Raw genomic sequence first — 20,365 nt, forward strand, 5'->3', positions numbered from 1 at the left:
ACACACACATTTGTCCCCTGCTGACCGGAAGGTGACCATGACCGGACCGATCAAGAGACTGCCGATGCTGCCGGCGGAACGCGCCTTGAAAGTGATCTCCGGTCGCTGGAAGGCGGTCATCCTCTATCATCTCTTCGATGGGCCGAGGCGGCTGTCGGCGCTGAAGTCGCTGGTGCCCGCGATCACCCAGAAGGTGCTGATCCAGCAGCTTCGCGAAATGGAGGAGCACGGCCTCGTCCGCCGCGAAATCTTCGCCGAAATCCCCACGCGCGTCGAATATTCCGCCACGCCGCTTGGCCTCAGCCTCGAGCCCATCCTGCTGGCGCTCTGCGAATGGGGACAGCACCATGCCGACGAGCTGAACGAGCAGGACCGCCTGGCCGACTGCATCATCAGTCCGAGGCTGCCGCGACAAGCGCCAGCAGCCTCCGGAAATTGAAAGGGCGGCGCAAGCGCCGCCCCATATCCTTGGGAGGATATAGTTCGAAAGACGATCAGGCCGCCTTGGCTTCCTGGTCGATCGCATCGGCGTTGCGCGCTGCCTTCAGGACCTTGGCCCACCACGCAACGTCGTTGACGAGCGCGGCGCCAGCCTGGTTCAGGTGCTCCAGCTCCTCGAGCTTCTTCTCGCCTTGACGGACGGCGAGGAAATCGCCCCAGGCGATATGGACCGCCGACTTGACCGGCGCCATCTGCAATTCGACGGCATGCAGGCGCAGCTGCTCGACGGCGCGCGCGCCACCGACGCTGCCATAGCCGACGAAGCCGGCCGGCTTCTTGTTCCATTCATTGGCGGCGTAGTCGATGGCGTTCTTCAGCACGGCCGTCGGGCCGTGATTGTATTCGGCGGCGGTAAAGATGAAGCCGTCGAACTCGGCGACCTTCTTCTGCCAGCGCTGCGCAACTTCGTTCTGCGACGGCGCCCAGGCGGAGGACGCGACCTCGTCGAAGAACGGCAGCGGGAAATCACGCAGATCGACGACTTCGACGTCGATGTCGGCATGCGACTTGGCGATCTTGGCGATCCACTGGGTGGGTACATCGGCGAAACGCGCGGCGCGGGTCGAACCGACGACAATAGCGATCTTGGGCTTGGACATGTTGGGAGGCTCTCCATGCAGGAAATAGTGGTATCGTTTAGATACCTGAGATATATGAGTGACTGTCTGCGCGAAGCGCAAGGAGGCACTTTTTTGTTACCAAGGCACCCACACCGCACCGAGGATTGCCGCGCCATCTCGGAGATCCTGCAGCGTGTCGGCGACAAATGGACCGTGCTCGTCGTCGGCAAGCTCGGCGACGGACCGCTGCGCTTCAATGAATTGCGCAGCGCCGTGGGCGGCATTTCGCAGAAGATGCTGACCACCACCTTGCGCGGGCTGGAGCGCGACGGCTTCGTCACCCGCACCGTGTTTCCGACCATCCCGCCACGCGTCGATTACGAGCTGACCGACCTCGGCCGCGAGCTGCTGGTGCCGGTCGCGGCACTCGGTGAATGGGCACGCAAGAACACCGAGCGCGTGAGGGCGGCACGCGAAAAGTTCGACGGGATGCACGCCTGAAACCCTTGCGTTGCAAGGTCTTTCCCATCGCTCTCAATGGGCGCTGCCCGCTGCCGCAGCCGCGTCAAGCGCGGCGGAGGTTCCCTGATCCGGCCGAGCTCCCGGATCGTCTTCGGATCAAGCAATTTCCGCAGATCGGCAGAGGCATGGCCGTCTAATCATGGCGGCGACGCGGCGGTTCTGCGGCTGCATCAGAGGCGTTGCGGATGCAGGTCCGACACTTGGCCGACTACCGACTGTGGCGTGGATTTCCGATACCAAATTCGCGCCCGAAATGCCTCCCTGGACCTCGCCAACCGAGATTGCACCAGGCGCTGTCAGACCAGGGTCGCAAGGCCACTCATCACAGCACCGTTCAGCATGTGTTGACGCATTGTCTTCCGGCCGCGTCGCCCTGCTCTCGCCGCATTCGCGGGCAGCGCGCCAAGGACCTGCGCCGAGGTCGCCATCGGTAGTGCCCGGCAGGAGCTTGCCATCGTCGGGAATCTGCGAAAATCGCGCCAGTCAGCCTTCCGCCGGAACCGCCTTCGGCTTGCCCTCGCCGTCCAGCGCCACCATGACGAAATCGGCATGAGTGACCTTCTCCATCAGGTCGCTGAGATAGCGTTGCGCCCAGGCCTCGACCTTGAGCGTCATCGAGGTGCGGCCGACACGTTCGACATGGGTATAGATGCAAAGCGTGTCGCCGATCTTCATCGGCTTGGCGAACGACATCTCCTTCACCGCCGCCGTCACCACGCGCCCCTTGGCCCGCTCGGCGGCGCGGATGCCGCAGGCTAGGTCCATCTGCGCCATCACCCAGCCGCCAAAAATGTCGCCCGCCGCATTGACGTCCGAAGGCATGGCCAGCGTCCTCAGCGTCAGATCACCGATCGGCCGTCCTTCAGCGTAATGCACCATGCGGAAATCCCCTCGTAGTCGCTAGGTCCAATCACGTATCGGCATGCCGTCGAGGCGTCAACGCGCTCGAAATGTCGGAAATGCCAGTCATTGCGAAAAGCACGTCCCAGTAGCAGTCGCTTTTTTCACAAGGAATGCCGGAAGGCACGGCGACTTTGGAACGCCGCGACGTCTAGGCTGTGGCCTGAAATTCCGGAGCCGCCCAACCCATCATGCAGATCTGTGATTTCATCATCGTCGGCTCCGGCTCGGCCGGCTCGGTCCTGGCGGAGAAACTGTCGGCTTCGGGCCGCTTCTCGGTGCTGGTGCTCGAAGCTGGAGGCACTGATCGGCGCTTCTACGTGCAGATGCCGCTTGGCTACGGCAAGACCTTCTTCGATTCCGCGGTCAACTGGAACTACAAGGCCGAGCCGGACCCCGGCCTCGCCGGCAATGCCGACCATTGGCCGCGCGGAAAGCTTTTGGGCGGTTCCAGCTCGATCAACGCGATGGTCTATATCAGGGGCGCGCGCGAGGATTTCGACGCCTGGGCAGCCGCCGGCAACCCCGGCTGGGGCTACGACGATCTCCTGCCGGCCTTCAAGGCGCTGGAAGACAATGAGGCCGGCGCCGACAAATGGCGCGGCGTCGGCGGTCCGCTGCACATCACCGACTGCACGAACGCGGTCCACCCTCTGACCCGGCGCTATCTCGCCGCTGGCCAGCAGGCCGGCCTGCCGCTCAATCCGGATTTCAACGGCGCCTCCCAGGAAGGCGTCGGCATCTACCAGATCACCACCCGGAACGGACGCCGCATGTCGGCGGCGCGCGCCTTCCTGCGCCCGGCGATTAAGCGCGCCAATGTGAGCGTCGAGACGAATGCGCTAGCCACAAGAATCCTGTTCGAGGGCAAGCGCGCCGTCGGCGTCGAATATCTGCAGAATGGCGCAACGAAGACCGCTCGCGCCGGCCGCGAAGTGATCCTGTCCGGCGGCTCGATCAACTCGCCGCAACTGCTACAGCTCTCCGGCATCGGCCCTTCGGCGCTGCTCAAGGGGCTGGGCATTCCGGTCGCTCACGCCAACGAGAATGTCGGCGCGAACCTGCAGGACCATGTCGGCATCAACTACACCTTCAAGGGCAGGCTGCCGACGCTCAACCAGGTCTTGCGCCCGTGGTGGGGCAAGCTCATGGTCGGTATGCAATACATTCTGACCCGTTCGGGGCCGCTGTCCCTGTCGATGAACAATGCCGGCGGTTTCTTCCGCACCGACCCGACCGCTGCTCGCCCCAACATGCAGCTCTATTTCCAGGCTTTCTCGACCGTCATTCCGAAGAGCGGCGAGCGCCCGATCCTGACGCCCGACCCGTGGCCGGGTTTTTCCATCGGCCTCTCCAACTGCCGCCCGTCGAGCCGCGGCGAGATCATGATCCGCTCGAAGAATCCGCGCGACTATCCGCGGATCACGGCCAACGCCTATTCGACCAACGCCGATGTCGACGAAATGCTGGCGGCGGTGAAGTTCGTGCGCAAGATCGCCTCGATGCCGGCCATGGCCGAGATCATCGAGGAAGAAGTGCTGCCCGGCCCCTCGATCACGTCGGACGCCGATCTGATTCAGGATTTCAGGAAGCGCTCGGGCACTGTCTATCACCCGGTGTCGACCTGCCGCATGGGACCGGACCCGGCGCGCGCCGTGGTCGACTCGCGCCTCAAGGTGCATGGGATCGAAGGCTTGCGCGTCATCGACGCCTCGATCTTTCCCGACAACATCACCGGCAACACCAACGCCGCTTCGATCCTGACCGGATGGAAGGGCGCCGAACTGGTTCTGGAGGATCAGAAATGAAAATCACCAACGTCAAGACCTGGGTTGTCGGCAACCCGCCGCCCGGCATCGGCGGCAAATATTTCATCTTCGTCAAGCTCACCACCGACGGCGGCGTGGTCGGCTATGGCGAGGCCTACAACGCCACCTTCTCGGGCCACGTCACGGCAAAAATGATCGAGGACATGGCCGAGCGCTATCTTGTCGGCCGCGATCCGCACGACATCGAGAGTTTCTTCCGCCGCGCCTATTCGTCCGGCTTCACCCAGCGCCCCGACGTGTCCGGCATGGGCTGTTTCTCGGCGCTCGAAATGGCCTGCTGGGACATCATCGGCAAGGAGGCCAACAAGCCGGTCTACAAGCTGCTTGGCGGCCAGGTGCACGAGACCTTGCGTTCCTACACCTATCTCTATCCGCACACCGGCAGTGTGCATTCCGAGGACGCGCACGGCAAGAACGTCTACAACGACCCCGACCTGGCCGCCGCCTGCGCGCTCGAATATGTCGAACAGGGTTTCAATGCGGTCAAGCTCGACCCGGCGGGCCCCTACACCGCCTTTGACGGCCACCAGCCGCGCCTCGTCGACATCGACCTCTCCGCCCGCATGATCAAGGCGATCCGCGAGGCGGTCGGCACGCGCGCCGACATCCTGTTCGGGACGCACGGCCAGTTCACCGCCTCGGGCGCGCTGCGGCTCGCCCGCGCCATCGAACCCTACGATCCGCTGTGGTTTGAGGAACCGGTGCCGCCCGACATGCCGGAAGTGATGGCGCAGGTCGCCCGTGGCACCTCGATCCCGATCGCCACCGGCGAGCGGCTGACGACCAAGTTCGAATTCGCCCGCGTCATCGAAAACCGCGCCGCCACCATCCTGCAGCCCGACCTCGGCCGCTCGGGCGGCATTCTCGAAACCAAGAAGATCGCCGCCATGGCCGAGGCCTACCACATCCAGGTCGCGCCGCACTGCTATTGCGGGCCGATCGTCGGCGCCGCCAACATCCAGCTTGCCGTGACCCTGCCCAACTTCCTCATCCTGGAATCGCTGAAACAATGGGACGGTTTTCACGCCACGCTGCTGAAGAAGAAGATCGAATGGCAGGATGGCAATGTCATCCCATCCAAGGAGCCCGGCCTCGGTGTCGAACTAAACGAGGCGGTCTGCGACGCCCATCCCTATGACGGCAAGGACCTGCATCTGCAGATGATGCAGACGCCGTTGATGCCGTGAGCGAAAGCTACGCCTTCGTCGGCCTTGGCCATCTCGGCGGCAACCTTGCCGCCAGCCTTTTGCGCAACGGCTTCGCCGTCACCGTCTTCGACCGCGACCCGGCCGCAGTCGAGCGCCTGGTGGCGCTCGGCGCTACTACCGCCAGGAGCCCGGCCGAGGCTGCCGCGCGCGCTGGCAATGCCGTCACTTGCCTGCCCTCGCCGAAGGTCAGCGAAACGGTGCTCTCCGGTCCCGGGGGACTGCTCGAAGGTCTGCCCAGAGGCGGCACCTGGATCGAAATGTCGACCAATGGCCGCGACGAGATCGTGCGTCTGGCCGAGTTCGCTTCGGCAAAGGGCGTCGAGACACTGGAATGCCCGGTCACCGGCGGCGTGCATCTGGCGGCGGTCGGCAAGATCACCGCGCTGGTCGGCGGCGATCCAGCACTCTACTCGCGTCATCGCCCGGCCATCGAGGCGATGTGCGCGAAGTCGTTTCTGATGGGGCCGATCGGCTCGGCGGCAGTGATCAAGGTCATCACCAACATGCTGGCCTTCATCCATCTTGTCGCTGCCGGCGAGGCGCTGATGCTGGCCAAGCAAGGTGGGCTCGACCTCGCCCAGTCCTATCACGCCATCGTTGCTTCCTCCGGCAACAGCTTCGTCCACGAGACCGAAAGCCAGCTCGTCCTCAACGGCTCCTACGACATCGGCTTCACCATGGATCTGGCGCTGAAGGACCTCGGCTTCGCGCTTACCATGGCCGAACAATCCGGCGTGCCGCTCGACCTCGCCACGCGCGTCAACGCGATTTTCGAACAGGGCAAAGCGGCCTATGGCGGCGGCGCCTGGTCGACCCAGATCGTCAAGCTGCTCGAGGATGCGGTCGGCACCGACTTGCGTGCGCCCGGTTTTCCGGCAAAGCTGGAAATCTAAGGCGGCTAAATTTTACAAACGATTTCAGAACATTGAGCGGATAATCGGATTCATGCCCACAGCTGCCTGAATCAATTCCTTAACGGCCTGACTCAATACCTGAGCGTCAGCGCGCCGGGCAGGATCTCGAAGGTGGCGGGTATGCGCCCTGGCGACTCGCCGTCAATGTCGACCAGCGCGCCGTTCTTTTCCACATCGCCCAGCGGTTCGACAACCACTTTCTTGCCGCGCAGGATGGTGATTGCCGGATGGTTGCGATGCCGTCCGCCATAGAGCAGCCTGATATCCCGGATCAGCTGAAGCTTGCCCGCCGCGCGCAGGATGACGATGTCGAACTGCGCATCGTCCAGTTCGGCATCCGGCGCGATCATCATCCCGCCGCCGAAGAACTTGCCGTTGGCCACCGCCACCAGCGCCATGCGCGCCTCGACCGGAGTGCCATCGTCGACGGTGATCCTGACGTCCTGGAACCGATAGCGGACGAACTCCACCACGGTGCGCCAGAAGAACAGCGCCTTGGCCGAGACCTTGCCCTTGCGCTTGTCGGCGTTGACCGCACGGTCGGTGGCGCCCGACATGCCGAGGCTGGCGATGTTGATGAAATGGCGGCTGGCCAGCGCGCCATGATCGTCGATGTAGCAGATGCGCCCGGCATCGACCTTGCGCGGCTTGGCTTCGGCAATCTGCTTGAGCGTCGCATCGACCCCGCGCGGCAGGCCGAGGCCGCGCGCGAAGTCGATGCCGGTGCCGCAGGGCAGCAGGCCAAGTTCGGTCGTACGGCCGCTTTCGTCGAAAGCCTGCAGCAGGCCATCGGCGACTTCGCTCGCGGTGCCGTCGCCGCCCGCCGCGATCACTAGATCGAAGCCGCTAGCGGCGAGGTCGAGCGCCAGCCTTTCGGCGTCGCCCTCGGCCTGGGTTTCGCGCAGCTCGAAATCGCCAAAATGTTTTTTCAGCGATGCCGCGACCTCCGGCCAGTGCCGCTTCAGCCTGCCGCCGCCGGCGATCGGATTGAGAACCACCCCGACTTTCAAGCAACCTCCCGCAAGGCCATTGCAGACGCTTCAACACTTGCGTCTCAATTATTTTGCCGGCATTGAAGCCCGCGCGGCCTTGCGGAGCAAGTGTGGAATATCGCGCAGTGCCCGATCACGGCAGAACAAGGCCGGATCACCTCATTTGGCCGATCACGGCGCTCCGCCGAAAAATGTTTCGCCGCCGAGCTTGGTCCCCGATAATCCCGCTATCCACAGGCTCAGGCAGGTTCCCCCGGACACTTACCCGGCGTACATTGAACCCATCTCAGGCGGCTACCGATCGCCAGGCCGAAAGGCAAAGCGAAAAGGCGGATTTCCTGAGGCCCGTACGGCCCTGAGCGATAGCAGGCTTGCCTGCTAGAGCGACGGAAGCCGAGACCTACGGGGCCGCGGAAAGCGTGCGAACGCCGACGGCGGACCGATGCTGCCATGAAGGACGGCAAAGACCTTCGATGGCACGCTGGGCGAAGCTCGCAAGGGTGGAGATCGGCGTGGTCCGGAACGGACACTGCCCTCGGGTGGTGACTGGCAGGACCGTCAAAATCAAGGCCGGCTTGGCGCGACGACTTTGCGGAAGTTGCTGCCCTGACCGTGTCCTGATCTGACAGGGAGGCGCTGGGAGAAATCCCAGCGCCGACTGTTTTTGGGGCTATCCCACGCATTGTTCAGCCAATCGCCGCCGGCCAACCCGGCTGCGCGCAGCACCGAGCTAACCGTCGCCGTGTGCGAACTGCACTCGGCTCTGTCGGCGCTGATCTAGGCGGGCGCCAGGCTGGGCACGGTTACGATTGATGTTTCTCGATCACAGCCGGCATCTCGGAAACATTCCGTCACGCACATTTCACATTCGCGGCCAAATCCCGCCTTGTTCCGCAGCGATTGGTGCTGGTGGGGGAGGCAACTTAAAGGGACAAGACCGTGATCAAGACCGCCCTTGTCGCCATGACCATCGTCGGCTGCGACTGCGACGCCAAGCTTTGCGAATATATCGGCGAGACGCCGGCCAAGTGGGCGACCATTGCCGACTGCGAGGCGGCGATGAAAAGCCAGATGCTTCACCAGAAGAATTTCAACTATCCGCTGGTTTCGGGCATTTGCCGCACCAAGGGCTCGGTGCCGTCCTCCCAACTGGCGGCGATAGCCTCAGCACCCGAGTTGACGACGCCTAGGCAAGCCGCAAGCGATCCGCTGCCGCCTGAACTCAGCCACAGGCCGAGCATTCCCGTCGGATCGCCGGCGACCGCGATGGAAACGGAAGCCGCAAGACCCGTCGCCTATGAAGCCGCGGTCGATGGCGGCCGCGCCGTGCTCTACCGCACCAAGGCTGGTTACGCCGTGGTCAAGACCGATCTCAGCCGCGCCGCATCCGCGACCGTCGACGTGGCGAAACGATCGGCGAACTGGCTGGCGGGGATCGTGCCGAGCGGACTGTAGTCCATCTTTCCTACAGCTTGACCTTGAGGTCCTCCCAGAACTTGTCGATCAGCGGCTTTTCGGTTGCAACGTCCTGATCGCCTATTCGCGTGATGAACAGCAGCCCTTGATCGGCAAGGCCGAAGCCGACGATCTCGAAGTCAGCGCTGTCGGTACGTGTCTTCACGGTGGCCTTGATGCCGGTCAGTTCCTTGCCGTCGGCGAGCTTGCGGGTCGTCGTTTCCTGTGTCAGCGTTCCACCCGCCTGAACGGATTCCCTCGTCATCTCCTGCAGCATCAGCTGGTTGAGAGACACCGGGTTCATCTTGTCATATTCCTGCACCACGACGATCGTGCCGAGGGCCGAAGCCATGAGATACTGGGTGATGCTGTCGCTGAGATCGCTCTTGGTGATCGAAATGTTGCTTGGATGAACAAAGGAAAAAGTGGCGCCCGAGAAGGTGGCGAAGTCATTGCGGTCGATCCGCACCTTGCTCGTCTTGCCGCCGGGCAAGCTCACGTTCACATCCTCGCCCGGGTCGATGTCGACCACCACGCCATCGATCGTCAGCTTGAAGGCTTTCAGGTCGTCGGCGCGGGCCAGCCCGACGTAAAACACAGTCACGGCAAGCGCTGCAGCCGCAAGTCTCGTTCGCATGGCTTGTCCTATCCTCTTAAAAGCGGTTTCGCTGAACGCCTTCGATCGCCGTGCCCAATAGCAGGGCGGTCGAAGCCGCTTCGCGTTCAACCGCATACCATCCCCTCTTGACGGATAACGTGGCCGCCAAAAACCATAGGCCAGTGCGGGAACGGCATGCCCAGAACCGGTAGCCTGGAGGTGATCCACGATGCGATCGACCCGGATTGTTCTGTTCATTGGTCCAGCCGGTCTGCCCGCTTCCCAGGGTTCGACCAATCTGGCATATGGTGCACCGCACAATCGCTGCTCCTTCGAAAGTCCCTCCCTTGCATCCCACAATTGAAATCATCGGCGCGTTTGCCGCGCTTATCACCACGCTCGGCTGGATTCCGCAGGTCGCCAAGGTGGCGCGCGAACGCCGCGCCGGCGACATCTCGCTGTTCGCCACCGGCTCGATCGCCACCGGCGTTTTCCTGTGGACGCTCTACGGCCTGTTGATCGGCTCGTGGCCGGTCATCCTGGCCAACGGCGTCACCTTCCTGTTCGTGATCGCCATCCTCGGCATGAAGCTGCGCTTCGGTTGAAATCCGAATTTGATGCATGATGATGCCGGCCACTCTCGTGAGGGGCCGTGCCATGAAGTTTCCGGCCCACGCAATGCTGTCCCTGATGCTGGTGTTTGTACCCGCGCCTGTTCGAGCGCAAAGCGCCGATCAAGGCGACGACAAGACCGTGATGGTAGCCCGGGATGATCCGGAGATGACGGCAGCGATTGCGCAGGCCCGATCCAGCCTGGACGACTTCCTGGTTTTATCCGAAGCTCCGCCGCCGGGAACCGACGACTTCAAAGTTGAAGGTCATGATCGTGGACGGAAATGCGACGGAGCATTTCTGGGTCATCCCTTTCGAGCAGACCGCTACCGACTTTGCTGGCGTATTGGCGAACGAGCCGAAACTGGTCCAAAATGTCGTGAACGGCAAGTATATCAAATTTTCCCGCGACGATAGTCCGACTGGGGCCACACCAAGAACGGCCATCAGGTCGGCAGCTTTACCGTTTGCGTGATGCTGAAGAAGATGTCCAAGCAGGACGCGGACTATGTGCGCAGCAATTATCGCTTCGACTGTTGAAAGCGGCAGCGGTCCATACCCGGCTGTCGTTCAACCCGCCGCTTCGTCCGTCGCGCCGATCTTGCGCACCAGTGCAGCCGTCGCCAGCATCGCGCCCATGTCCGCGATCATCGGCGCGACATGGGTCTGGTAGTCGAGCGACACCGAAATATCGGGTAGCTCAAAGAAATCCTTCGGCTGCGGCAGCAGCAGGAACCCATCGCTGCCATCGAGCGCCACGCGCGCCGGGTCGTCGGGCCAGGTTTCGCCGAGCCATTTCAGAGCCTGCGCCAGCCGGCCGCTGACCAGCGGCCGCGCCGCTTCGACATTGTCGGTGCGGAATTCGTAGGCGGCATCGAGTTCCGGCACACCGGAGGACAGCTCTTCCATCCTGCTGGCGAACATGCCGCGGAAAAAGCCAACGACCACATTGGCCCGGCGCGTCGCCACCAGCGAGCCGGGGAATGGTGTGATCGTCTCGAAGGCGACGATGACGCCTCTGAATGCCGTGGACGAGCCCTTGCCGGTACCCTCGCGCAGCTCTGCCTCATAAAGCTCGAACGCAAACCCCTCGTAGCGGCCGGAAAAGACATCGTCGAACGATTGCCGGTTGAAGGGACCAACCGTCTCACGGGGCAACCGGTCGAACGAATTCGGCTGAACGCCGTGCTGGTAGCGTATGTCCTGGATGAACCCGAAGATCATCGGCAGCAGCGTCTCGCGGAAGGATTGCTGCAATCTGGTCGCCGGCTTTACCGCCTGGAAGTAGAACACCAGCGCCGCAACGAAACCGCCGACATAAAGGAACACGTGCGGCGTCGAGAACCATTGCTCGTAGGGGTCGGCGACCTTGTTGAAGAACCAGGCGACAAGCACCACGAAGACCACCACAAGGCCGATGAACACCGGCACTCGCCAGCGCACCTGCCGGTAGGCCGACGCCCGCCTGGCCTCATAGGCCTCGATATCCTTCCTGATGCCGGCGATCACCGCCTCGCTCGGCATGAAATCCGCCGTTTCCATCGCCACCCCCGCCGCAAGCCTGACTCTGCCATCGCATGATAGCCGCTTTTGCCGGAAAGTCGCCAGCCTGCGGCTTTCACACGCTTGCGAATTGCTCGCCAAAAATCGCCTTCAGCCGGGCGTCGACCTTGACGCGTATCCGCCCCTCCAGCGCCTGCAACGGAACCAACCGCTCATGATCGCCGGCGCGCAGCCGCATGAACGGGTGCATTCGATAGGCGGCGATCCTGCCGCGCATGCCGAGGTCGGCGCTGACATCGACGGTGAGGATGGAGCCGATACGGCCCGGCCATGGCTGGCGGGCGAAGGCGGTACCGAGAAAATCGCCAAGCCCATAGGCGACAAGCGTCTTGTCGATCCGCTCTACCGGCTGCACGACATGGGCATGGTGCCCGCCGATCAGCCCGACGCCGTGCCCGGCCAGCCGCCGCGCCATCATCCTCGTCTCAGCGTGCGGAAAATGCCGGAACTCCCAGTCCCAATGCGGTACCGCGCAGACGAGATCGACGCCCTTGGCCGCGGCCAGCGGCCACCGCGCCGGGTCGCCTTGCATGGACACGCGGCTCGAGAATTCTTTTGCATCGGCATTGCGCCACAACGTGAAGGCGGCAAAGCCGATCGTCAGCGGCCCGACCGCAAGCCGCTCGACCGGACCCTTCGCGGCGGTACCTATGGTACGGATGCCAAGCCGCTTCAGCGCCGCGACCGTCTCATCGAAGCCAGCGACGCCCTGGTCGAGGACATGGTTGTTGGCCAGCGACAGAACGAGCTTTTTGTGCGTGACGCCGGCGGCCGCCAATGCCTCGGCGAGAAAGCGTTCGGTCATCGCATGATGCGTGCCGAGCCTCGTGCCCATCACCGCGCTCGGCCGCTCGACGATGGGGCTTTCGCAATTGCCGACCACCAGATCGGCGGAGGCAAGCAACGCCTTGATCGCCGGATCGCAGTCCGGCGCACTGCGGTTGGCGACGGCCGAGATATCGCCGACGAAGGCCAACCGCACCGTCCGCGCCGGCGGCGGTTCGATCAGCATCCCGGCCGCTGGTGCGAAACCGTGCGCGTCGCCAGTCAGCGACGGCCGGAGGAAACGCGGCAGCCAGGACAATTTGTAGGAAAGCGGATAGTTCGACACGCGGCGCCCAGTTGTTTGCCTTGTGTAGACTGTCTGCCCGATCGGTTGAAGCGCATCTGTCGGCAATGGGCGCCTCGATTGTCACCTTATCGCGGCACGGGATCGATAGGCGCAACGATCCGAATGCGTGTATGTTTGTGCCAGATTGCCAAGGGAGGGGCCCAAAATGAAGCGATTTTCGAGCCTGATGGCCTGCGCCGTCATCCTGCTGCCGCTTGCTTCCGCCAATGCCGCGGCCCCCGATCCGGCCACCCTGTTCGAGGCCAAGACCGTGGCCGATCGCGATGGCGCGCTCGCCGCGCTGGAAGCCGCCGCTCCCAGCGATCCCGCATCAGCCTATGCCGCCGGCGCCGGTGAATTCTTCACCGCGCTGGAGATCCTGGCGAGTGGCCTGCACCGCCACGGTTTCGACAGCCCGCAATCTTTCATGCTGCCGCTGATGCGGCTTCCCGTGCCCGACAATGCCAACCCCGAGCCACTGACCTATGGGCAATTCCGCGCCATCCTGACCGCTTTCCGCGACCGGCTGGAAAGATCCGCCGCCACGCTTGGCTCGGTGCCTGCCGATGCGGATATCGGCATGGCCATCGATCTCGGCCGTTTCGGCATCGATCTCAATGAGGACGGCCAGATCGCGCCGGACGAAAGCGCCCTCACCATCATGGCGGCCCTCGCGCGCGGCGGCGCCGCTCCGGATGGCGCCGCTCCCACCCTCACGTTCCGCTTCGATCGTGCCGACGGCTACTGGCTGCAGGGCTACGCCGAATTCCTGATGGCCCAAGCCGATTTCTGGCTGGCGCATGATTTCAGGAACACGTTCGATGGTTCGTTCCACATGCTGTTCCCGCGCGCCAAACTGCCGCTGCAGGACACGCTCGTTCCGCTCGACGGCGGCATGAACGGCAGCATCTTTTCGTCCGAATGGCGCTTTGCCGACTTCATTTCGCTGGTGCATCTCATCAACTGGCAGGTGGTCGAGCCGGAACGCCGGCAAGCGGCGCGCCGCCATTTGCTGGAGATGATCCGACTGTCGCGCGAAGACTGGAAGGCAATCCGCGCCGAGACCGACAATGACCGCGAATGGCTGCCCGGCCCCCAGCAGAAGGGCGCCAGCCCGCTGACCGGCCTCGAGGTCGGCGAGGACCAGGTCCAGGCCTGGCACTCCGCGTTGACCATGGCCGACGACCTGCTCGAAGGCCGTGTGCTGTTGCCGCACTTCCGCATCGCCGACAAGGGCATCAACATGAAGCGCTTCTTCGACGAGCCGAAACCTTTCGACCTGGTGCTGTCGATCACCGGCCCCGCCATCGCGCCCTATCTCGAAAGCGGCAAGATCCTGACAGGCGAGGAGTTCGACCAGATCCAGCGCCAGTTCCGCGGCGCCGGTTTTTTGACTTTCGCGCTGTGGTTCAACTGAGCGGGTACATCTCGGCACGCCACCGCTCCTGACAGCCTGCTGTCAGCAGCTTGGCTTGGCCGTGCGCCCCTCGTCACTCCGCTCTTTCCATTTTGGCCGAGTCCTCCCATATTCGGGTCATGGCCAAACTTCCCGACAAGAAAACGCCTCCATCGGCGCACGACGACGTTGGCGTGCCGAAGCGGCGCAGCCCGCTGACCGATTTCCTCGATGCATCGGAGCCGTTGCACAAGGGCGGCTTTGCCGAGGCACCGCAGGCCGAATTCTCAGCTACGCCGCTGACCGGCTCGATCGCCGATTGGGCCGAACAGATCGAGCGCGAGGCCGAACAGCAGCCGAAGCCGAAAGCCGCAAAGAAAATCCCCGAGCGCTCCGCCGCTCCGGGGCGCACGGCGCGCGGCACTTCGATGGGCGGCGCGGCCACTGCCCGCGAACGCACAGCAGCCGGCCTCAACCCGGTCGCGGGCCTCGACATCTCGTTGGAAGACGCCGAAACCATGACCTCCAGCGGTGTCACCGCGACGGTCGCGGCGCTGTCGGCGCTGATCGAGTCCGGCAATCCCTTGCACAAGGACGGCGTGCTATGGACGCCGCACCGCCCTGCCCGCCCGGAAAAATCCGAGGGCGGCATTGCCATCAAGATGGTGTCGGATTTCGAGCCGGCCGGCGACCAGCCGACGGCGATCAAGGATCTCGTCGAGGGCGTCGACGGCAACGACCGCACCCAGGTGCTGCTCGGCGTCACTGGTTCCGGCAAGACCTTCACCATGGCCAAGGTGATCGAGGAAACGCAGCGTCCTGCTTTGATCCTGGCGCCCAACAAGACGCTGGCCGCGCAGCTCTATTCCGAGTTCAAGAAATTCTTCCCGGAAAACGCCGTCGAGTATTTCGTCTCCTACTACGACTATTACCAGCCGGAAGCCTACGTGCCGCGCACCGACACCTTCATCGAGAAGGAATCCTCGATCAACGAGCAGATCGACCGCATGCGCCACTCGGCGACGCGCTCGCTGCTCGAGCGAGACGATGTCATCATCGTCGCCTCGGTGTCCTGCATCTACGGTATCGGCTCGGTCGAGACCTATACGGCGATGACCTTCCAGATGCAGATCGGCGACCGACTCGACCAGCGCGCTCTGCTCGCCGATCTCGTCGCCCAGCAATATAAGCGCCAGGACATCAATTTCGTCCGCGGCTCGTTCCGCGTGCGCGGCGACACGATCGAGATCTTCCCTGCCCACCTTGAGGATCGCGCCTGGCGCATCTCGATGTTCGGCGACGAGATCGAGTCGATCACCGAGTTCGACCCGCTGACCGGCCAGAAAACCGGCGAGCTGAAGAGCGTCAAGATCTATGCCAACTCGCACTATGTGACGCCACGCCCGACCTTGAATCAAGCCATCAAGTCGATCAAGGAAGAACTCAAGCACCGGCTGCAAGAGCTTGAAAAGGCTGGCCGCCTTCTGGAGGCACAGCGGCTGGAACAGCGCACGCGCTTCGATCTGGAGATGCTGGAAGCGACTGGCTCCTGCGCCGGCATCGAGAACTATTCGCGCTATCTCACTGGCCGCCAGCCAGGCGATCCGCCGCCAACCTTGTTCGAATACATTCCCGACAATGCGCTGGTCTTCATCGACGAAAGCCACGTCACCGTGCCGCAGATTGGCGGCATGTATCGCGGCGACTTCCGCCGCAAGGCGACGCTGGCCGAATATGGTTTCCGACTGCCGTCCTGCATGGACAACCGTCCGCTGCGCTTCGAGGAATGGGATGCGATGCGCCCGCTTTCCGTCGCGGTTTCGGCGACCCCCGGCGGCTGGGAGTTGGAGCAGTCCGGCGGCGTCTTCGCCGAGCAGGTCATCCGCCCGACCGGCCTGATCGACCCGCCGGTCGAAGTGCGTCCGGCCAAGAGCCAGGTCGACGATGTCGTCGGCGAGATCCGCGACACCACCAGGGCCGGCTACCGCACGCTGGTTACGGTGTTGACCAAGCGCATGGCCGAGGACCTGACCGAGTACCTGCACGAACAGGGCATCCGCGTCCGCTACATGCACTCCGACATCGACACGCTGGAGCGCATCGAGATCCTGCGCGACTTGCGCCTCGGCGCTTTCGACGTGCTGGTCGGCATCAACCTTTTGCGCGAGGGCCTCGACATTCCCGAATGCGGCTTCGTCGCCATCCTCGACGCCGACAAGGAAGGCTTTTTGCGTTCCGAAACCTCGCTGATCCAGACCATCGGCCGCGCCGCACGAAACGTCGACGGCAAGGTCATCCTCTATGCCGACCAGGTCACTGGCTCGATGGAACGGGCGATGGCCGAGACCAACCGCCGTCGTGAAAAGCAGATGGAATGGAACGCGGCCAACGGCATCACCCCGGAATCGGTCAAGTCGCGCATCTCCGACATTCTCGACTCGGTCTACGAGAAAGACCATGTCCGCGCCGACATCTCGCAATTCACCGACAGCGCCGGCGCCATGATGGGCAACAATCTCAAGGCCCATCTCGAAGCGCTCGACAAGCAGATGCGCGATGCCGCCGCCAATCTCGACTTCGAGAAGGCGGCCCGCATCCGCGACGAGATCAAGCGCCTGCGCGAGATGGAACTGTCGATCTCCGACGATCCGCTGGCGCGCGAGGTGGAAGGCCAAAGTCCCGCCTCAGGCCGCGAAAAGGGCAAGCACAACAAGGGCGTGGCCAAACATCGTACGACCGAGGAACAGGAGCGTTTCCGCAAGTTCGACGAAGCGCGTGCCGCCGAAGAGGCGGCCAAGGCAGCCCGGCCCAACCTCTTCCGCAAGCCGGATCTCGACGAAATGGGCGCCGACGGCGCCGTGCCGGTGAAGAAGCCGCTGTTCTCGAAGCCGTCGCTCGACGCCATGGGCCCTGGCACCGACATGCCGACGCCGGCGGGGGCGGTGTCGCGCTCGCTGTTCAAGAAACAGTCGGCGTCCGAAGCGCACGGCTCGGATTTCGGCATCCCCGGCGAGCCGGTCAAACCGCTGTTCAAGAAGAACTCGCTTGACGAGATGACCGTGCGTCGAACGGAAAAGCCGGTCGAAGGAAGGGTGCCGGCGAAGCCCCGGCCGATCTCCCCGCAAGTGGGGGAGATGTCCGGCAGGACAGAGGGGGGCGCGAAGGAACGCGACGATTCCAGCAAACCCATCGTTCGTCAGCGCGCCGGCATTGGTTCCTACGAAGACCCTGCCGCCGCCCGCCGCGAAAAGCGCCGGCCGGGGAAGACGGGACGGCCGGGGAAGTAGGTTCAAATTATTCGAAACGCTAGCGGGACAGCCCCCTCTGTCTTGCCGGACATCTCCCCCTCTTGGGGGGAGATCGGCAGTTTCAGCGCCCGCTCACTCTCTCGGCAGCCCCTTGCCATCAGCCCCGCCCATGGTGTAGCCATTGCGCACACTCAACGTCTTGAAAGGAGGGCTGCGTGAATTTCGACCACCACCGTCAGCGCGGCCCTGTCTGTGCCCTGCGAGCTTGCTTGCAGGGCTGACCAGGACGGTCCGGGTTATTCCCGCTTCGATTTTTGGTCTGCCCTTCGTGGTGCTGCAATGCTTGGCCTGATGGCCTGCCCGCGCACCGTCAAAGTGCATCGACCGGAGTTTCTTCCGGCAAGACCAGAGAAATCGACATGGCCCTGATCAGCCTCAAATCCCTCGGCGTTACCATGCGTGCGCCGCTCTTCTCCAATCTCGACCTCACCATCGGCGCCAGCGATCGGCTCGGCATCGTCGCCGCCAACGGCCGCGGCAAGTCCACCTTGCTCAAATGTCTGACCGGCGAGTTGGAACCGACAACCGGCGACATCGCCCGCACGCGCGGCCTGCGTGTCGGTCATGTCGAGCAGTCCGTTCCGCCTGCTATCCTCGTCAGCAGCTTCCATCAGATCGTGGCCGACGCCTTGCCGGGCGAGCAGGCCGACAGCGAGCAATGGCGCGTCGATGTCGTTCTGGATTCGCTCGACGTGCCCGAGCCGATGCGCGAACGAGAGATGCGGGCACTGAGCGGCGGCTGGCAGAGGCTGGCGCTGATCGCCCGCGTCTGGGTCACCGACCCGGATGTGTTGCTGCTCGACGAGCCGACCAACCATCTCGACCTCGCGAAAATCAGCCTGCTGGAAACCTGGCTGAACGCGATGCCGCGCGAAGTGCCTGTCGTCATCGCCAGCCATGATCGCGCCTTCCTCGACGCCACCACCAACCGCACGCTGTTCCTGCGGCCCGAACAGTCGCCGGTGTTTTCGCTGCCCTATTCGCGGGCACGCGAGGCCCTGGATGAAGTCGACGCCTCGACGGAGCGCAAATTCCATCGTGACATGAAGGTGGCGCAGCAATTGCGCCGGCAGGCAGCAAAGCTGAACAATATCGGCATCAATTCGGGCAGCGACCTGCTGACGGTCAAGACCAAACAGCTCAACCAGCGGGCGGAGCGACTCGAGGACGCGGCAGCACCCGCGCATCGCGAGAAATCGGCCGGCGCGATCAGGCTCGCCAATCGCGGCACCCACGCAAAAGTGCTGATCACGCTCGACGATGCTGCGGTCGAGACACCCGACGGAATGCAGTTGTTCAGGACCGGCAAGCGTCATATCTGCCAGGGCGACCGCATCGTCCTGCTTGGCCGCAACGGGGTCGGCAAATCGCGCTTCGTCACCCTGATCAGGAACGCCATCGTCGCACCGGAAACCAGCCAGAGCGTGAAGGTGACGCCGTCGACCGTGCTCGGCTACAGCGACCAGGCTCTAACGGGCATCAGCGGCGACGACACACCGCTGGCGATGGTCTCGCGAAAATTCGATGTCGGCGAGCAGCGCGCCCGCTCGCTGCTCGCTGGCGCCGGTGTCGCCATCGACATGCAGGAGCGAAGGATCGACATGCTGTCGGGCGGCCAGAAGGCGCGGCTGATGATGTTGGCGCTTCGGCTTGCAAACCCCAACTTCTATCTGCTCGACGAGCCGACCAACCATCTCGACATCGACGGCCAGGAAGCGCTGGAAGCGGAATTGCTGGCGCGTCGGGCAAGCTGCGTGCTCGCCTCGCACGACCGCTCTTTCATCCGCGCCATCGGCAACCGCTTCTGGCTGATCGAGAAGCGCCGGCTGACCGAGGTCGACAGCCCGGAGGATTTTTTCCGCTCGGTGGCTGAGACGGTCGGTTGAGGGCCACCCGCAATGATGAAACGCGGGCCGAGGCGATGCCGGCTCGCGCTTTCTTCGATTGAATCCGAGCTTCGCAAAAATTTCGACGATCGGTAGGATCGCCTTTGCCTGCCACGTCCTTGGGATGCCGACACGGTGATGCCGGCTTCAATCGAGGAGAAAGCATCATGTCCATTCTGTCATCCATAGGCCGCATAGCGGTCCGCTACGCGGCGAACCGCGCCCGTTACCGCAGCGAGCGCGCGCTCCTTTCACTGCCGATCAAATTGCGCAAGGATATCGGCTGGCCGGAAATCATCGTCGACGCGCAAACCGGCCCTCGGATTTGCAGGGCTCCCTGAACGAGCGAGATGAAAGCGGCTGCCCACCCATTGCGGCGGGCCATTGACAGGCTCCAGGGCCACTTCAACCGCCGACGACCGGCGCTTCGGTCGCGGCACTGAAAAAATCTCGTCGGCCGTGTAGGATTGTCGCCACCTCATTCGTCCTACGGTTCGCAAGGCCAATCAAACGCAAAGAGGAGCAAAAGATGAACGATCAGCCGCAAACCCAGTCTGCCGCGAAAGTCCTCGGCGGATTGACGCCCTACCTTCAGCTGGACGGCGCCTTCAAGGCCGCCGAATTCTACCAGAAGGCCTTCGGAGCCGAGAAGGTCTTCTTCTATCCGCCGGATGAGCAGGGCCGCACCATGCACATCCACCTTCACATCAACGGCTCGACGCTGATGATCTCCGATTTCTATCCCGAGCACGGGATGTCCCCGGTCAAGCCGCAGGGCTACACCATGCAGCTCCATCTCGGCAGCGACGACATCGAAGCCTGGTGGCAGCGCGCCGTCGATGCCGGCTGCGAAGTTGTCATGCCATTGCAAGTGATGTTCTGGGGCGATCGCTGGGGCAATATGCGCGATCCCTTCGGCGTCGAATGGGCGATGAACGCACCGGTGAAGGCTTGAGCTTTCTGCACCGGTAGCAACCTCATCCGTCTGGCGGCGATTTTGCCGCCGGCCC

The 20,365-nt window shown here is 63.4% G+C and carries 19 protein-coding genes; 13 read left to right on the forward strand and 6 right to left on the reverse strand.

Annotated elements, in window-relative coordinates; translation table 11 throughout:
* Positions 1-37: 37 nt before the first annotated feature.
* Positions 38-439: a winged helix-turn-helix transcriptional regulator gene (locus tag D3227_RS13815; protein WP_120014662.1), complete on the forward strand. Its 402-nt coding sequence runs from the start codon at positions 38-40 to the stop codon at positions 437-439.
* A gap of 55 nt (positions 440-494) precedes the next feature.
* Here D3227_RS13815 and D3227_RS13820 read toward each other — a convergent pair whose 3' ends face one another.
* Entirely contained in the window at positions 495-1,100 is a 606-nt protein-coding gene (locus D3227_RS13820; protein ID WP_120014663.1) for an NADPH-dependent FMN reductase, read from the reverse strand.
* Positions 1,101-1,193: 93 nt separating this feature from the next.
* Between D3227_RS13820 and D3227_RS13825 the strand changes: the two genes are divergently transcribed.
* Positions 1,194-1,562, forward strand: a complete 369-nt coding sequence (locus D3227_RS13825) for a winged helix-turn-helix transcriptional regulator (protein ID WP_167480688.1) — start codon at positions 1,194-1,196, stop codon at positions 1,560-1,562.
* 504 nt (positions 1,563-2,066) lie between these two features.
* Here D3227_RS13825 and D3227_RS13830 read toward each other — a convergent pair.
* On the reverse strand, positions 2,067-2,462 hold the full coding sequence (locus tag D3227_RS13830) for an acyl-CoA thioesterase (protein ID WP_120014665.1): 396 nt from the start codon (positions 2,460-2,462) through the stop codon (positions 2,067-2,069).
* A gap of 212 nt (positions 2,463-2,674) precedes the next feature.
* On the opposite strand from D3227_RS13830, the gene D3227_RS13835 reads away from it, so the two are divergent.
* From D3227_RS13835 to D3227_RS13845, 3 genes are read left to right on the forward strand one after another with little or no spacing between them, the layout of a single operon-like run.
* On the forward strand, positions 2,675-4,291 hold the full coding sequence (locus D3227_RS13835) for a GMC family oxidoreductase (RefSeq protein ID WP_120014666.1): 1,617 nt from the start codon (positions 2,675-2,677) through the stop codon (positions 4,289-4,291).
* Positions 4,288-5,499 (forward strand): mandelate racemase/muconate lactonizing enzyme family protein, encoded by a 1,212-nt coding sequence (locus D3227_RS13840; protein ID WP_120014667.1) that lies wholly within the window; start codon positions 4,288-4,290, stop codon positions 5,497-5,499. Before D3227_RS13835 ends, D3227_RS13840 begins: the two co-directional genes overlap by 4 nt.
* Positions 5,496-6,413 (forward strand): NAD(P)-dependent oxidoreductase, encoded by a 918-nt coding sequence (locus D3227_RS13845; RefSeq protein ID WP_120014668.1) that lies wholly within the window; start codon positions 5,496-5,498, stop codon positions 6,411-6,413. Before D3227_RS13840 ends, D3227_RS13845 begins: the two co-directional genes overlap by 4 nt.
* Positions 6,414-6,505: 92 nt before the next feature.
* Here the strand turns inward: D3227_RS13845 and D3227_RS13850 are convergent, their stop codons facing one another.
* A complete protein-coding gene (locus D3227_RS13850; RefSeq protein WP_120014669.1) occupies positions 6,506-7,444 on the reverse strand; it encodes a diacylglycerol/lipid kinase family protein in 939 nt (312 codons plus the stop codon).
* Positions 7,445-8,365: 921 nt separating this feature from the next.
* Between D3227_RS13850 and D3227_RS13855 the strand changes: the two genes are divergently transcribed.
* Entirely contained in the window at positions 8,366-8,881 is a 516-nt protein-coding gene (locus tag D3227_RS13855; protein ID WP_120014670.1) for a hypothetical protein, read from the forward strand.
* Positions 8,882-8,891: 10 nt separating this feature from the next.
* Here the strand turns inward: D3227_RS13855 and D3227_RS13860 are convergent, their stop codons facing one another.
* The gene (locus tag D3227_RS13860; protein ID WP_120014671.1) at positions 8,892-9,518 is read right to left on the reverse strand and encodes a hypothetical protein; all 627 of its coding nucleotides are present in this window, start codon (positions 9,516-9,518) and stop codon (positions 8,892-8,894) included.
* A gap of 308 nt (positions 9,519-9,826) precedes the next feature.
* Between D3227_RS13860 and D3227_RS13865 the strand changes: the two genes are divergently transcribed.
* Together D3227_RS13865 and D3227_RS42665 are read left to right on the forward strand one after the other, a co-directional pair.
* The gene (locus tag D3227_RS13865) at positions 9,827-10,084 is read left to right on the forward strand and encodes a SemiSWEET family sugar transporter (protein ID WP_245451749.1); all 258 of its coding nucleotides are present in this window, start codon (positions 9,827-9,829) and stop codon (positions 10,082-10,084) included.
* A 275-nt stretch (positions 10,085-10,359) separates the two neighbouring features.
* Positions 10,360-10,566: a DUF2314 domain-containing protein gene (locus D3227_RS42665; protein WP_245451756.1), complete on the forward strand. Its 207-nt coding sequence runs from the start codon at positions 10,360-10,362 to the stop codon at positions 10,564-10,566.
* A 95-nt stretch (positions 10,567-10,661) separates the two neighbouring features.
* On the opposite strand, the gene D3227_RS13875 is transcribed toward D3227_RS42665, so the two are convergent.
* Complete coding sequence (locus D3227_RS13875; RefSeq protein ID WP_120014673.1) at positions 10,662-11,633, reverse strand: DUF3137 domain-containing protein; 972 nt, start codon at positions 11,631-11,633, stop codon at positions 10,662-10,664.
* A gap of 76 nt (positions 11,634-11,709) precedes the next feature.
* Positions 11,710-12,765, reverse strand: coding sequence for a CapA family protein (locus tag D3227_RS13880; RefSeq protein ID WP_120014791.1), 1,056 nt, complete (start codon positions 12,763-12,765; stop codon positions 11,710-11,712).
* Between the two features lie 166 nt (positions 12,766-12,931).
* On the opposite strand from D3227_RS13880, the gene D3227_RS13885 reads away from it, so the two are divergent.
* The 5 genes from D3227_RS13885 (at position 12,932) to D3227_RS13900 (ending at position 20,310) form a co-directional block, all read left to right on the forward strand.
* Complete coding sequence (locus D3227_RS13885; RefSeq protein WP_120014674.1) at positions 12,932-14,182, forward strand: hypothetical protein; 1,251 nt, start codon at positions 12,932-12,934, stop codon at positions 14,180-14,182.
* 119 nt (positions 14,183-14,301) lie between these two features.
* A complete protein-coding gene (gene uvrB / locus D3227_RS13890; RefSeq protein ID WP_120014675.1) occupies positions 14,302-17,448 on the forward strand; it encodes an excinuclease ABC subunit UvrB in 3,147 nt (1,048 codons plus the stop codon).
* A gap of 380 nt (positions 17,449-17,828) precedes the next feature.
* Entirely contained in the window at positions 17,829-19,355 is a 1,527-nt protein-coding gene (locus tag D3227_RS13895) for an ABC-F family ATP-binding cassette domain-containing protein (protein WP_120014676.1), read from the forward strand.
* 167 nt (positions 19,356-19,522) lie between these two features.
* Positions 19,523-19,696 (forward strand): hypothetical protein, encoded by a 174-nt coding sequence (locus tag D3227_RS41565; protein WP_167480689.1) that lies wholly within the window; start codon positions 19,523-19,525, stop codon positions 19,694-19,696.
* Positions 19,697-19,884: 188 nt separating this feature from the next.
* A complete protein-coding gene (locus D3227_RS13900) occupies positions 19,885-20,310 on the forward strand; it encodes a VOC family protein (protein ID WP_120014677.1) in 426 nt (141 codons plus the stop codon).
* The last annotated feature ends 55 nt before the right edge of the window (positions 20,311-20,365 follow it).

The sequence above is a fragment of the Mesorhizobium waimense genome, assembly GCF_003601975.1.
Taxonomy (GTDB): Bacteria; Pseudomonadota; Alphaproteobacteria; order Rhizobiales; family Rhizobiaceae; genus Mesorhizobium; species Mesorhizobium waimense.

Coding starts and splice junctions, on each gene's coding strand:
- D3227_RS13815 (WP_120014662.1), top strand. CDS start 38: ATGACCGGACCGATCAAGAGACTGCCGATGCTGCCGGCGGAACGCGCC.
- D3227_RS13820 (WP_120014663.1), bottom strand. CDS start 1,100: ATGTCCAAGCCCAAGATCGCTATTGTCGTCGGTTCGACCCGCGCCGCG.
- D3227_RS13830 (WP_120014665.1), bottom strand. CDS start 2,462: ATGGTGCATTACGCTGAAGGACGGCCGATCGGTGATCTGACGCTGAGG.
- D3227_RS13835 (WP_120014666.1), top strand. CDS start 2,675: ATGCAGATCTGTGATTTCATCATCGTCGGCTCCGGCTCGGCCGGCTCG.
- D3227_RS13840 (WP_120014667.1), top strand. CDS start 4,288: ATGAAAATCACCAACGTCAAGACCTGGGTTGTCGGCAACCCGCCGCCC.
- D3227_RS13860 (WP_120014671.1), bottom strand. CDS start 9,518: ATGCGAACGAGACTTGCGGCTGCAGCGCTTGCCGTGACTGTGTTTTAC.
- D3227_RS42665 (WP_245451756.1), top strand. CDS start 10,360: ATGATCGTGGACGGAAATGCGACGGAGCATTTCTGGGTCATCCCTTTC.
- D3227_RS13875 (WP_120014673.1), bottom strand. CDS start 11,633: ATGGAAACGGCGGATTTCATGCCGAGCGAGGCGGTGATCGCCGGCATC.
- D3227_RS13885 (WP_120014674.1), top strand. CDS start 12,932: ATGAAGCGATTTTCGAGCCTGATGGCCTGCGCCGTCATCCTGCTGCCG.
- uvrB (WP_120014675.1), top strand. CDS start 14,302: ATGGCCAAACTTCCCGACAAGAAAACGCCTCCATCGGCGCACGACGAC.
- D3227_RS13895 (WP_120014676.1), top strand. CDS start 17,829: ATGGCCCTGATCAGCCTCAAATCCCTCGGCGTTACCATGCGTGCGCCG.
- D3227_RS41565 (WP_167480689.1), top strand. CDS start 19,523: ATGTCCATTCTGTCATCCATAGGCCGCATAGCGGTCCGCTACGCGGCG.
- D3227_RS13900 (WP_120014677.1), top strand. CDS start 19,885: ATGAACGATCAGCCGCAAACCCAGTCTGCCGCGAAAGTCCTCGGCGGA.